The sequence below is a fragment of the Haemophilus sp. HN_Hi08 genome, from assembly GCF_049824455.1.
Lineage (GTDB): Bacteria > Pseudomonadota > Gammaproteobacteria > Enterobacterales > Pasteurellaceae > Haemophilus > Haemophilus influenzae_D.
In genome coordinates this window covers 204636-218058 of record NZ_CP187493.1, presented here as the reverse complement: position 1 = coordinate 218058, position 13423 = coordinate 204636, and the positions used below count along the sequence as shown (strand labels likewise).

Genomic DNA, 13423 nt, shown 5'->3' with positions numbered 1-13423 from the left:
TAATTATTCGCAGCCGCAATTACAAGGTAAATTGCCGCCAATTGCTTTTTTGTATAACCATGCACCAGCTAATGTGCCTAAAACAGGTGCAACCATTGGAACGATAAAATAAGGGACTTCGCGTCCGCCAGTTAAAGCGAGTTCGCCCCAGCCAGCGAGATAAGCAAAGAATTTTGGTCCGAAGTCACGTGCTGGATTCATGGCAAAACCAGTTAATGGTCCCATAGCACCACCAATAACGGCTATCAAGATACCGATTAATAATGGGGCAAGTGGACCACGAGGTACTCCGTTTCCATCGTCAGTTAATGCCATAATTAATGCCATAAGAATTGCAGTAATCACGAATTCCACAGCAAAGGCGCCACCAATGCTTAAACTTGGATGAGGATAAGTGGAGAATGTACCCGCAAGGCTTAAACTTTCTTGTGTACCACGAACAATATTGTGGGCTGTTTCATAATCGATAAAAACATTGCGGTATAAGGCATAAACTAATGCGGCAGCAAAGAATGCGCCGAGCATTTGTGAAATGATGTAAGGAATTACTTTTTTGCCATCAAAGCAAGCAAATTTCCAAAGGGCAATGGTTACTGCAGGGTTTAAATGTGCACCAGATAACCCCGCTGTTGCATATACTGCAAGTGCAACGCCCATCCCCCACATAATGCTGATTTCCCACAAGCCAAAACTAGCGCCTGCTACTTTTAGTGCTGCAACGCAGCCCACACCAAAGAAAATCAATAAGGCTGTACCTAAAAACTCGCCAATACAGTTCGCTTTTAATGATTTATCCATAGATCACTCCTTAGAAGTGCGGTTGAAATGAAGAGTGTTTTCCCTAAGTAAAGGGGAAGAATTTATTAAAAAAGAATACGGAGTGTTTTGAAATAGCCTCCTTATTTGAATTCTAGGTTAGAACACCTAGATTGATTATGATGTTACTCTGTTAGAGTAGATTTTTAGTTTCTACGATATAGAAACCTAGTTAACCGTGGGTATGTTTACCTACGGTTATAATAGAAATTATTTTATTCCTTTTAAGAATTCCACGCCAGTATCTGGGAAATCAGTAAATACACCTGTTGCCCCTGATTTATTCAATAAGGCATCATACATTTGATTTACGTCTGTGAAAAACGCAGGTAGTGCATCTTTACGCACGGTGTAAGGATGCACTTCCACATTATATTGTGCAAGTTCTTTTACCAACGGAGTGTACACAATATTATCAGGTTTGGATTCTTCTTTATTAACTAACATATACCAACCTGGGCCAACACCATCGGCATATTTAACCACTTTTGCCATTGCACCAGGTTTAAACATCCAATCGTAATTATAGTTTACCCAATAACCCTTTGAATCTTTTTCTTGTGTTTCTTTCCAATCTGTATAAGCAATTAATTGAACTAATTTCAAATCCATACCCATTTGTGGAAGTAATTCCGTTTTGATACGTTTTAATTCATTAAAATCGAAAGTTTGTAAGTAAACCATATCGGTTTTCTTATCATAGCCATATTTTTTTAACACTTTGAGCGTTTCAGCAGCAATATCTTTGCCATTTTGATGGTGGAACCAAGGTGCTTTGATTTCTGGATAAATCCCTACTTTTTTGCCCGTCGATTTTTCTAAACCTTGAATAAATTCAATTTCATCTTCAAAGGTGTGAATACGGAAATGGGATTGCCAAAGGGGGAAACGATTAGGATAAACTTGTGTCTGTTTGCCATCTTTGGTTTCAAAGTTTTCTGTTATTTCTAAACTTTGAATTTCTTTTAAGGTAAAGTCGATGACATAGTAACGACCATCTTTACGGTGACGATGTGGGAATTTTTTTGCTACATCAGTCAAGCCATCTAAAAAGTGATCGTGAATAACCACTAAACGACCATCTTTAGTCATTGCTAAATCTTGCTCTAAATAATCTGCGTGTTGTGCAAACGCAAGTGCTTTAGATTCTAACGTATGCTCTGGTAAATAACCGCTAGCACCACGGTGAGCAATGATAATTTTGTGTGATTTCATTTGGGTATTTGCCATACTTGATGAATGGCTGCTGCAACCTGCAAGTACGCCAGTTGCTAATAAAGAAAGTGCTAAAGTTTTAAGTTTCATAAGTATCTCTCCTTAAGAGTGCGGTAAATTTTTATGAGGTTTTTAGATTTTAGTTACAAAAAAGGCGACTAAGCAATTTGCCCGTCGCCTTTTTTAAGCTAATTATTTAGTACCGTAAGTATCGCCTAATTTCGCTTTGTGTTTTCCTTCTTCAACCATTACGATTAAGAGTAATAACACTGCTAATACACCACCGCCGATCATGACGAAGAAACCACCGTCCCATCCATAATGTTGAGCAGCCCAACCGATAACTGCTGATGCAGAAACTGTACCACCTAAGTAACCGAATAAACCGGTGAAACCTGCTGCAGTACCTGCTGCTTTTTTCGGTGCTAACTCAAGCGCATGTAAACCGATTAACATTACAGGACCATAGATTAAGAAACCGATTAAAGTCATTAATACGAAGTCAGTTAATTGGTATGGGTTTTGATACCATGCGCTGTAGTTCGCTAATTCAGCTTCTGGTGTCGCAGGATTCATCCAGTATGCAACAACTGCTGCAGTGGTTAAGATCATGAAGATGAAACCAGTTAAACCACGTTTACCTTTGAATACTTTATCTGATACCCAACCACATAATAACGTACCTGGAACCGCTGCTAATTCATAGATTGTGTATGCCCATGCGGTACCTTTGATGTTGAAGTGTTTTACTTCACTTAAGTAAACCGGAGACCATTTTAATACGCCATAGCGAATTAAATATACAAATACGTTAGCCAGTGCGATGTACCATAACAATTTGTTTTTTAATACATAAGTGACAAAGATTTCTTTTGCAGTTAAATCGTTTTCGTAAGTTTTTTCGTTATAGTCATCTGGGTAGTCATTACGCCATTTTTCGATTGATGGTAAACCACAAGATTGTGGCGTATCACGCATCACGAAGTACACAGGAATTGCACAGATCATTGCAGCAATACCTGGGAAGTATAATGATTGTTGCCAAACATCTTTCGCCTGCGCTTCAATACCGTGAGTGCTGAAGAAAATTGCACTTGCTAATAGCACCATCGCACCCGGCACCATACCGCCGATATTGTGCGCCGTATTCCAAATTGACACGATAGAACCACGTTCAGATTTAGACCACCAATGCACCATAGTACGACCACATGGAGGCCAACCCATACCTTGGAACCAACCATTTAAGAAGATCATTACCCACATAATGGCAATGCCTGAAGTTGCCCATGGGAATAGACCCATTAAGGTCATACATAAACCAGAGAGCAATAAACCAAACGGTAAGAATACACGAGGGTTAGAGCGGTCAGACATACCTGCCATAACGAATTTTGATAAACCGTAAGCAAGACCAGCCGCTGAGCCGATAACACCTAGTTCCGCTTTTGAGTACAAGCCAGCTTGAATTAAACCTGGTTGTGCTAAGTCAAAGTTTGCACGCACAAAATAATATGCAGCATAACCGAAGAAGATCCCTGCAAACACTTGCCAACGTAAGCGTTTATACGTGGAATCAATTTTTTCCGCTGGAAGTTCCGCAATATGCGGAGCGGGTTTGAATGGTCCAAACATAATTTTTTCTCCAACTTTTTAATTATGTGTCATCTAAATTTCCCCTTTTGAAACAGTAAGGGATTTGTGAATCATAAAAGAAAATAAAAAATAAGAAAGTAAAAAAAATCAAAAATTTGAAGTGTTTCACAAAATTTTTACACCGCTTGAGCGAATGCGAAAATTATTGTGATCAATATCACAAAATAGTTTTCTTTTACGCTCAAAATGTTGTTAATTTTGCCGCACTTCTCTACAATGATTACACTTTTTATATTATTTTTTATTACATTTTGGGAATCGGGGGTAAACAATGGGATTATCGCCTAGTATCTATAAAGATGTTGGAGATCTTTCGTCACTTAGCACTGATGTGATCATTATCGGTGGTGGCGCAACAGGAGCAGGTATTGCGCGCGATTGCGCACTTCGTGGCATTGATTGTATTTTATTGGAACGTCGAGATATTGCGACAGGCGCCACAGGACGTAACCACGGATTATTACACAGTGGTGCGCGTTACGCCGTGAACGACCAAGAATCTGCTGAAGAATGTATTAAAGAAAACCGCATTTTGCGCAAAATTGCACGTCATTGCGTAGATGAAACGGAAGGCTTATTTATCACTTTGCCTGAAGATTCGCTCGACTATCAAAAAACCTTCCTTGAGAGCTGTGCAAAATCTGGAATTGATGCGCAAGCCATTGATCCTGAACTAGCTAAAATTATGGAACCTTCAGTAAACCCTGATTTAGTGGGCGCTGTTGTTGTGCCAGATGGTTCTATTGACCCATTCCGTTTAACCGCCTCTAATATGATGGATGCGACAGAAAACGGTGCAAAAATGTTCACTTATTGCGAAGTAAAAAATTTGATTCGTGAAGGTGGAAAAGTGATTGGCGTAAATGTGTACGATCACAAAAATCGCAGAGAACGCCAATTTTTTGCACCGCTTGTTGTAAATGCTAGTGGTATTTGGGGACAAGGGATTGCGGAATATGCCGATCTCAAAATTAAAATGTTCCCTGCAAAAGGCGCATTGCTCGTAATGGGCCATCGCATTAATAAACTTGTGATTAACCGCTGCCGTAAACCTGCTGATGCGGATATTCTCGTACCTGGCGATACAATTTGTGTTATAGGAACAACATCTAGCCGCATTCCTTATGATCAAATTGATAATATGGAAGTAACGCCAGAGGAAGTGGATATTCTTTTCCGTGAGGGAGAAAAACTTGCACCGAGCTTACGTCATACTCGCGTATTACGTGCTTATGCTGGGGTGCGACCATTAGTTGCGAGTGATGATGATCCATCAGGTCGAAATGTGAGTCGTGGTATTGTACTACTTGACCACGCAGAGCGTGATGGCTTAGATGGCTTTATTACAATCACTGGCGGTAAGTTAATGACTTATCGTTTAATGGCTGAATGGGCGACTGACCTTGTTTGTAAAAAACTCAATAAAACGGCTCGTTGTGTTACTGCTGAACAGGCTCTACCAGGTTCGACTGAAAGCCGCCAAGAAACTAATCAAAAAGTTATTTCATTACCAAGTACTATTCGTTATTCTGCCGTATATCGTCACGGTTCACGGGCTACTCGTTTGCTTGAAAAAGAACGTTTAGATCGTTCAATGGTTTGCGAATGTGAAGCGGTAACAGCGGGGGAAGTTCGTTACGCTGTTGATGAACTGGATGTAAATAATCTCGTCGATTTACGTCGTCGCTCCCGAGTTGGAATGGGAACTTGTCAAGCTGAACTCTGTGCTTGTCGTGCTGCAGGACTAATGAATCGTTTTGAAGTGGCAACACCACGTCAATCAACCACTCAACTTTCTGCTTTTATGGAAGAACGCTGGCGTGGTATTGAACCAATTGCTTGGGGGGAAGCTATTCGCGAAGCCGAATTTACTTCTTGGATGTATGGTAGCGTATTAGGTTTAAATGATGTGAAACCGCTTGATGAACAAGCACAACAAGGGACGGATAGCAATGAATTTTGATGTAGCCATTATTGGCGGTGGTTTGGCGGGTTTAACCTGTGGCATCGCCCTTCAACAATGCGGTAAACGTTGCGTGATTATCAACAACGGTCAAGCAGCCATTGATTTTGCATCTGGCTCTTTAGATTTATTAAGCCGTATGCCATCAACGACATATGGGGAAAGTCGCGCGGTAGAAAATTTAAAAGAAAATATCACCGCACTTCGTAATGAATTACCTGCCCACCCTTATAGTTTATTGGGTGCTGAGAAAGTGCTTGCTAAAGCACAAGATTTTGAACGTTTAGCCAATGAATTACATCTTGATTTAATTGGTTCTACGGAAAAGAACCATTGGCGTGTAACAGGCTTAGGCAGTTTACGCGGTGCGTGGCTTTCGCCAAATAGCGTGCCAACTGTGCAAGGCAATGAACCTTTTCCACATAAACGTATTGCGGTGCTTGGTATTGAAGGTTATCACGATTTTCAACCACAACTTTTAGCCGCAAATTTGGTGTTAAATCCACAATTTGAGCATTGTGAAGTAACAAGTGGTTTCTTAAATATTCCACAATTAGATGAACTTCGTAAAAATGCCCGAGAATTCCGTAGTGTCAATATCTCTCAACTTCTAGAACACAAACTCGCTTTTAAAGACTTAGTTAAAGAAATCATAGAATCAGCGCAAGGTGCAGAAGCGGTATTTTTACCTGCTTGCTTTGGTTTAGAAAACCAAGAATTTATGACCGCACTTCGTGATGCAACTAAACTTGCATTATTTGAATTACCAACGCTGCCACCATCATTGCTCGGTATGCGCCAACGTATCCAATTACGCCATAAATTTGAATCCCTTGGTGGTTTAATGATTAATGGCGACAGTGCATTGAATGCAACATTTGAAGGAAATAAAGTACGTTGTATCAACACTCGTTTGCTAGAAAATGAAGAAATCACTGCAGATAATTTTGTATTGGCTTCAGGAAGTTTCTTCAGCAAAGGGCTTATTTCCGAATTTGATAAGATTTATGAACCTGTTTTTGAATCCGATATTATCGGTGTTGAAGGTTTCAACCAGAAAGATCGTTTCACTTGGACTGTTCATCGCTTTGCACATCCACAACCTTATCAATCAGCAGGCGTAGCAATTAATGCTCAATGCCAAGTGCAAAAGTGCGGTCAATTTTTAACGAATTTATATGCCGTCGGTAATGTGATTGGTGGTTTTAATGCCCTTGAGCTTGGTTGTGGTTCGGGTGTCGCTGTTGTAACTGCCTTGGCAGTGGCAGATGAAATCTTAGCGAAATAAGGGGGAATAATATGGATAATAATATTCAACGACTCATTGATAGTGCAAAACAATCCCTTAATTCGCCTGAAAGCCATAAATATATCGACGAAAGTTTTGAAAGCTGTATTAAATGTACGGCTTGTACTGCTGTTTGTCCGGTTTCACGCAACAATCCGCTTTATCCTGGTCCAAAACAATCAGGGCCTGATGGCGAGCGTTTACGCTTAAAATCAGCAGAACTTTATGATGAAGCACTTAAATATTGCACCAACTGTAAACGTTGTGAAGTGGCGTGTCCGTCTGATGTGAAAATTGGCGATTTAATTGTACGTGCGCGTAATAATCACTTAGCGCAGTCTAAAAAACCGTTAATGAATAAATTGCGTGATGCGATTTTAAGTAACACAGATGTAATGGGTAAAATTAATACTCCACTTGCTCCCATTGTGAACACCATTACGGGTCTGAAAGCCACTAAATTTATGTTGGAAAAAACACTTAAAATCAGTAAAGAACGTACTTTACCTAAATATGCGTTTGGTACATTCCGTAGCTGGTATATGAAAAATGCGTTACAAGACCAACAAAAATTTGAGCGAAAAGTAGCATATTTCCACGGTTGTTATGTTAATTATAATAATCCACAGCTTGGCAAAGAATTTCTTAAAGTGTTCAATGCAATGAACATTGGGGTAATGTTATTAGAAAAAGAAAAATGCTGTGGTTTACCATTAATGGTAAACGGTTTTCCTAATCGCGCTCGTAATATTGCACAATTTAATACCGATTATATTGGAAAAATGGTAGATGAAAATGGAATAGATGTGATTAGTGAGGCATCAAGTTGCTCTCTTAATTTACGCGACGAATACCATCATATTTTAGGTATCGACAACGCCAAAGTCCGTCCGCATATCCATATGGTAACCCCATTTTTATATCAGCTTTTCAAAGAAGGTAAAACATTACCGTTAAAACCACTTAAACTTCGAGTGGCTTATCACACCGCTTGTCACGTAGATAAAGCTGGTTGGGCACCTTATACTTTGGAAGTGTTGAAAAAAATTCCGGGTTTAGAAATCATTATGTTACCTAGCCAATGCTGTGGTATTGCGGGGACTTACGGTTTTAAATCAGAAAACTATGAAATTTCACAATCTATTGGTAAAAATCTATTCGATAATATTAACGAGGGTGGATTTGATTATGTTATATCTGAATGTCAAACCTGTAAATGGCAAATTGATATGTCATCTAACGTGACCTGTATTCATCCATTAACTTTACTTTGTATGTCGATGGATGCTTAAATAAGAAAAATGCACGTTGTAATTAACGTGCATTTTTATGATTAATTTTATCTATGAAAAAACCGACTTTATATTGATAAAGTCGGTTTTTAATTTAGTTCAATTTAACATTAACCTGCAACAGCAATACGTTTCATATCTGTCATATAACCACGTAATTCTTGACCGATTAATTCAACAGGGTGGTTACGAATTGCATCGTTTACATCGCGTAAGGTGATGTTATCGATTTCCGCTGCTGGAGTAGGCTCGCCCAAGTCACCTTTTTGAAGGTTAGGGATAATTTCTTTTGCAAGAATTGGGGTTGCTACGTTAGAGAATAAATAGTTACCATATTCTGCAGTATCTGAAATTACCACGTTCATTTCGTATAAGCGTTTACGTGCGATGGTGTTCGCAATTAATGGTAATTCGTGAAGTGATTCGTAGTAAGCTGATTCTTCATAAATACCGCTTGCAACCATCGCATCAAAGGCTAATTCTACACCAGCTTTAACCATTGCAATCATTAATACGCCGTTATCAAAGTATTCTTGTTCGCTAATTTTGCCATCATATTTTGGTGCATTTTCAAAGGCTGTTTTACCTGTTGCTTCACGCCATGCGAATAAATCTTTATCGCCATTTGCCCAGTCTGCCATCATGGTTGCAGAGAAGTGACCGCTGATGATGTCATCCATGTGTTTGTAGTATAAGAAACCAAGGCTTTCTTTGATTTGTTCAGCTAGTTCAAATGCACGTAATTTTGCACTGTTTGATAGGCGATCCATCATTAATGTGATACCACCTTGTTTTAACGCTTCGGTAATGGTTTCCCAACCGTATTGGATTAATTTACCTGCGTATGCAGGATCTTTACCGTCTGCCACTAATTTGTCATAACATACGATAGAACCTGCTTGTAACATACCGCAAAGGATAGTTTGCTCACCCATTAAGTCGGATTTTACTTCTGCCACGAATGAAGATTCTAAAACACCTGCTTTATGACCGCCAGTTGCAGCAGCCCATGCTTTTGCGATCGCCATACCTTCGCCTTTCGGGTCATTTTCAGGGTGAACCGCAATTAATGTTGGCACACCGAAACCACGTTTGTATTCTTCACGTACTTCAGTACCCGGGCATTTTGGTGCAACCATCACAACAGTAATGTCTTTACGAATTTCTTCGCCTACTTCAACAATGTTGAAACCGTGTGAATAACCAAATGCAGAGTCTTTTTTCATTAAAGGCATCACATCAACAACTACTTTAGAGTGCTGTTTGTCTGGCGTTAAGTTTACGACTAAATCTGCAGTTGGAATTAATTCTTCATAAGTACCCACTTTAAAACCATTTTCGGTTGCACGTTGGAATGACGCACGTTTTTCTGCAATTGCTTCAGGGCGTAAGGCATAGCTAATATCTAAGCCAGAATCACGCATATTCAAACCTTGGTTTAAACCTTGTGCACCACAGCCCACGATAACGATTTTTTTGCCTTTTAAGAAGTTTGCTTCATCTGCAAATTCTTCGCGATCCATAAAACGACAACGACCTAATTGGTCTAATTTTTGACGTAAATTTAAAGTGTTGAAATAGTTAGCCATTTTTTGTCCTTAATTGTGTAAGGTTGATAATTGTATGATGTTGTGTTTGCATATTTTTTTGTTGTGGTTTGATTATAGGATTTTTTATGATTGCGTAAAGTGATATTATGGGAATGTAATGTTGCGATTTGTGCAATCATGTTGTTTTTTTGTGGATTGGTATCGTATTTCGCTCGATGAGCGACCTACTTTCTTTTACTCGTGTAAAAGAAAGTAGGCAAAGAAAACACGCCCCAATTAAATCGCAGCTCTTTGCTTTGTTTCAATTTTCTTAACGGCAATTTGCTGAACTCGCTACGCTCAAACAGACGAAAATTTCCGTTAAGCAAGTTTTCAATTTCTCAGGAAATAAGGCAAAGCAGGGCGTGTTTTCTTTTTGCCTACTTTTGCTTTGCACGAGCAAAGAAAAAGTAGGTCGCCATCGGCGAAACCCGAAATTAAATAAAATAAAAGAAGAAATTATGGAATTTACTGACCTACAAATATTCATTCATCTCAGTGACACAAAAAACTTTGCTAAAACCGCCACCCAAAACCACATGTCCCCCTCCACGCTTTCCCGTCAAATTCAACGGTTGGAAGACGAGTTAGGGAGGACACTTTTTATCCGTGATAATCGCCAAGTCAAACTTACTGAATATGGCGAGAAATTTTTGCAATTTGCTAAAACAGAATGGCAAAACTGGCAACAATTTAAACAACAACTTAAAGATGAATCCGATGAACTTTGCGGTGAAATTAAACTTTTTTGCTCTGTAACAGCATCCTATAGCCATCTTCCGCAGGTGCTTAAACAGTTTCGCCAGCGTTATCCTAAAGTGGAAATTCAACTGACTACGGGTGATCCAGCGTTAGCACTAGAGTTAATTCAAGCACAACAAGTCGATCTCGCACTTGCGGGCAAACCGAATAATCTGCCGTCTAGTGTAGTGTTTCATAAAATAGATGATATTAGTTTGTCCCTAATTGCCCCACGGGTGGCTTGTTTGGCGACACAATTACTGCAAGAAAAACCTATTGATTGGCAGCAAATGCCTTTTATTTTCCCTGTTGAAGGACACGCTCGGCAGCGGATTGAACAATGGCTACGAGAGAAACAAATAAAACATCCGAAAATTTATGCAACTGTTGCGGGGCACGAAGGAATTGTGCCGATGGTGGGATTAGGATTTGGATTAGCAATGTTACCTGATGCAGTAATTGACAGCAGCCCAATGAATAACCAAATTTCCAAACTTAATCTTGATAAGCCTATTGAGCCTTTTGAATTAGGTATTTGCACCCAAAAAAGAAATCTCGAACAGCCCCTAGTCCGTGCATTTTGGGCGATGTTAGAATAGAATAAATAATGGTTTAAAATAAGGATTTCTTATGTTTAAAGGTATTCTCGTTTCATTATTAGCCTCTTTTCTATTTGGCTATATGTATTATTTTTCTACGTTACTCAAACCTTTGAGTGGTACAGATATTTTCGGTTATCGGATGATATTTACTTTTCCTTTTGTCCTGTTGTCCGTCACATTATTTAAACAAAAAGCGGCTTTAATTGAACGTTTAAAACGCATTCAAAAACGACCGTACTTAGCATTGTCGTATTTACTTTGCGGATTATTAATGGGTTTTCAAATGTGGCTTTTTCTTTGGGCACCGAATAATGGCAGTTCATTAAGTGTATCTTTTGGTTATCTACTTTTACCAATTGTAATGGTGGCAGCAGGTCGCGTGTTTTTTAAAGAACGCATTTCAACATTCAAATTTATTGCAGTTATCATTGCAACATTAGGCGTAATTTCTAATATTGTGTTAAAAGGCGGTCTTTCTTGGGAAGCCATTGTTATCTGTTTAGGTTACACCGCGTATTTTTCTATCCGAAAAGCGTTAAAAAATACCGATCTTGCTTCCTTTTGTTTAGAAATGTTAAGCCTTATTCCTGTCAGTATTTATTTTGCGATGCAAACAGATTTCTCAGTGGTCGAACAAAGTAATCCTAATATTTGGGGGCTGCTTGTATTACTAGGATTAATCAGCGGTACTGCGTTAATTGCCTATGTAATAGCCAGTAATATGCTTCCTATGAATTTACTCGGTCTGCTTGGTTATGTTGAAACTATTATGATGCTATGCGTATCATTTTTGATCGGAGAACAAATTGATAGCGAAAGCTACCCACTTTTTATTTGTTTAGTCATCGCGATGATTCTTGTTATGATTGATGGCGTGTACAAACAACACGCAAAAAGAAGTTTATAAATGTCATTTAAAGAAATAATCCCACAGAAAGCTTGGGAAATGATGCAACAAGGCGCGATATTAGTCGATATTCGAGATAATATGCGCTTTGCTTATTCACATCCTAAAGGTGCTTTTCATTTAACCAACCAAAGTTTTTTGCAATTTGAAGAGCTAGCAGATTTTGACTCGCCTATTATTGTGAGTTGTTATCACGGCGTGAGTAGTCGCAATGTAGCGACTTTTCTCGTGGAACAAGGCTATGAAAATGTATTTAGTATGATTGGCGGATTTGATGGATGGTGCAGAGCAGAATTACCGATTGATACCGCTTACTAACCCATTCATCAAAAATATATAAGATATAAAAAAGTGCGGTAAAAATTTACCGCACTTTTGTTGTTATTCTAATTAACTGAAAATTAGTTTTTTGCTGCTGCCGCTGCTTTTACAATTACTGCAAATGCAGGAGCTTTTAATGATGCGCCACCCACTAATGCACCGTCGATGTCTGGCTGAGTAAATAATTCAGCGGCATTTGCATCATTTACAGAACCACCGTATTGGATAATCACTTGCTCTGCCACGGCTTGAGATTTGGCAGCGATGTGACCACGGATAAATGCATGAACGGCTTGCGCCTGTGCTGGAGTCGCAGATTTACCCGTACCGATCGCCCAGATTGGTTCGTATGCGATCACTGCACCGTTGAATGCTTCAACACCTAATGCGTTGATTACTGCATCAATTTGACGTGCACACACTTCTTCTGTTTTGCCTGCTTCATTTTCTGCTTCCGATTCGCCGATACATAATACTGGCACTAAACCTGCTTCTTTAAGTGCGGCAAATTTTTTCGCGATAAATTCGTCGCTTTCTTTATGATAAGTGCGGCGTTCAGAGTGTCCAATAATGATATATTTTGCCCCGAAATCTTTTAACATTTCAGTTGAAATATCGCCAGTAAATGCACCTTTTACGTTCACATCAACGTTTTGTGAGCCTAATTGAACCACACTTTTACCGCCACAGCTGCAACCACAACCAGAAAGTGCTGCTTCAGCCGTACCTAAATACATAACGGGGGGGGCAATTGCTACATCACAACCTGTTACATCATGTAATTCTGCTTTTAATCCCTCGATTAATTCTTTGGTGAACGCTTTGGAACCGTTTAATTTCCAGTTACCCATCACTAAAGGACGACGTGCCATTTTTGTTTCTCCATAGTTGATAAAATTAACTTGCTTACTATACCAAAATTTCACCACGATTCTTTGCAGAAGATCATAAAATTAAAAAAATTCTCATAGAAAGATGATTATCTTGTGCTAAAAAGCTACAATTACCTGTATGGAACCAATAAAAAATAACC

General features: G+C 39.1%; 11 protein-coding genes. 6 read left to right on the top strand and 5 right to left on the bottom strand.

Annotated features, from left to right (window positions below):
• Positions 1-3 precede the first annotated feature (3 nt).
• From ACPT8O_RS01110 to glpT, 3 genes are all read right to left on the bottom strand, one after another.
• Positions 4-798, bottom strand: coding sequence for an MIP/aquaporin family protein (locus tag ACPT8O_RS01110; protein ID WP_021034653.1), 795 nt, complete (start codon positions 796-798; stop codon positions 4-6).
• Positions 799-1026: 228 nt separating this feature from the next.
• Positions 1027-2121: a glycerophosphodiester phosphodiesterase gene (gene glpQ, locus ACPT8O_RS01105; protein ID WP_021034655.1), complete on the bottom strand. Its 1095-nt coding sequence runs from the start codon at positions 2119-2121 to the stop codon at positions 1027-1029.
• A gap of 102 nt (positions 2122-2223) precedes the next feature.
• Entirely contained in the window at positions 2224-3666 is a 1443-nt protein-coding gene (gene glpT / locus ACPT8O_RS01100) for a glycerol-3-phosphate transporter (RefSeq protein ID WP_005667661.1), read from the bottom strand.
• A gap of 292 nt (positions 3667-3958) precedes the next feature.
• On the opposite strand from glpT, the gene glpA reads away from it, so the two are divergent.
• The 3 genes from glpA to glpC are packed head-to-tail and all read left to right on the top strand — an operon-like array spanning position 3959 to position 8230.
• Entirely contained in the window at positions 3959-5650 is a 1692-nt protein-coding gene (glpA, locus tag ACPT8O_RS01095) for an anaerobic glycerol-3-phosphate dehydrogenase subunit A (protein ID WP_005667659.1), read from the top strand.
• Positions 5640-6938 carry a glycerol-3-phosphate dehydrogenase subunit GlpB gene (gene glpB / locus ACPT8O_RS01090; protein ID WP_054249347.1) on the top strand — a complete coding sequence of 433 codons (1299 nt, stop codon included), beginning with the start codon at positions 5640-5642 and terminating at the stop codon, positions 6936-6938. The genes glpA and glpB overlap by 11 nt, the downstream gene beginning before the upstream one ends.
• 11 nt (positions 6939-6949) lie before the next feature.
• Entirely contained in the window at positions 6950-8230 is a 1281-nt protein-coding gene (gene glpC, locus ACPT8O_RS01085) for an anaerobic glycerol-3-phosphate dehydrogenase subunit GlpC (RefSeq protein WP_021034657.1), read from the top strand.
• A gap of 110 nt (positions 8231-8340) precedes the next feature.
• Here glpC and ilvC read toward each other — a convergent pair whose 3' ends face one another.
• Positions 8341-9819 (bottom strand): ketol-acid reductoisomerase, encoded by a 1479-nt coding sequence (ilvC, locus tag ACPT8O_RS01080; RefSeq protein ID WP_021034658.1) that lies wholly within the window; start codon positions 9817-9819, stop codon positions 8341-8343.
• 461 nt (positions 9820-10280) lie between these two features.
• Between ilvC and ilvY the strand changes: the two genes are divergently transcribed.
• The 3 genes from ilvY to glpE are packed head-to-tail and all read left to right on the top strand — an operon-like array spanning position 10281 to position 12387.
• Positions 10281-11159 carry an HTH-type transcriptional activator IlvY gene (ilvY, locus tag ACPT8O_RS01075; protein WP_041175271.1) on the top strand — a complete coding sequence of 293 codons (879 nt, stop codon included), beginning with the start codon at positions 10281-10283 and terminating at the stop codon, positions 11157-11159.
• 31 nt (positions 11160-11190) lie between these two features.
• Positions 11191-12069 carry an EamA family transporter RarD gene (gene rarD, locus ACPT8O_RS01070; protein ID WP_021034661.1) on the top strand — a complete coding sequence of 293 codons (879 nt, stop codon included), beginning with the start codon at positions 11191-11193 and terminating at the stop codon, positions 12067-12069.
• Positions 12070-12387: a thiosulfate sulfurtransferase GlpE gene (gene glpE, locus ACPT8O_RS01065; RefSeq protein ID WP_021034662.1), complete on the top strand. Its 318-nt coding sequence runs from the start codon at positions 12070-12072 to the stop codon at positions 12385-12387.
• 83 nt (positions 12388-12470) lie between these two features.
• Here glpE and tpiA read toward each other — a convergent pair whose 3' ends face one another.
• The gene (gene tpiA, locus ACPT8O_RS01060; RefSeq protein WP_021034663.1) at positions 12471-13262 is read right to left on the bottom strand and encodes a triose-phosphate isomerase; all 792 of its coding nucleotides are present in this window, start codon (positions 13260-13262) and stop codon (positions 12471-12473) included.
• Positions 13263-13423: the final 161 nt, after the last annotated feature.

Bases quoted from the DNA above. Each gene is read 5' to 3' on its own strand.
- ACPT8O_RS01110 (WP_021034653.1), bottom strand. From the start codon at position 798: ATGGATAAATCATTAAAAGCGAACTGTATTGGCGAGTTTTTAGGTACA.
- glpQ (WP_021034655.1), bottom strand. From the start codon at position 2,121: ATGAAACTTAAAACTTTAGCACTTTCTTTATTAGCAACTGGCGTACTT.
- glpT (WP_005667661.1), bottom strand. From the start codon at position 3,666: ATGTTTGGACCATTCAAACCCGCTCCGCATATTGCGGAACTTCCAGCG.
- glpA (WP_005667659.1), top strand. From the start codon at position 3,959: ATGGGATTATCGCCTAGTATCTATAAAGATGTTGGAGATCTTTCGTCA.
- glpB (WP_054249347.1), top strand. From the start codon at position 5,640: ATGAATTTTGATGTAGCCATTATTGGCGGTGGTTTGGCGGGTTTAACC.
- glpC (WP_021034657.1), top strand. From the start codon at position 6,950: ATGGATAATAATATTCAACGACTCATTGATAGTGCAAAACAATCCCTT.
- ilvC (WP_021034658.1), bottom strand. From the start codon at position 9,819: ATGGCTAACTATTTCAACACTTTAAATTTACGTCAAAAATTAGACCAA.
- ilvY (WP_041175271.1), top strand. From the start codon at position 10,281: ATGGAATTTACTGACCTACAAATATTCATTCATCTCAGTGACACAAAA.
- rarD (WP_021034661.1), top strand. From the start codon at position 11,191: ATGTTTAAAGGTATTCTCGTTTCATTATTAGCCTCTTTTCTATTTGGC.
- glpE (WP_021034662.1), top strand. From the start codon at position 12,070: ATGTCATTTAAAGAAATAATCCCACAGAAAGCTTGGGAAATGATGCAA.
- tpiA (WP_021034663.1), bottom strand. From the start codon at position 13,262: ATGGCACGTCGTCCTTTAGTGATGGGTAACTGGAAATTAAACGGTTCC.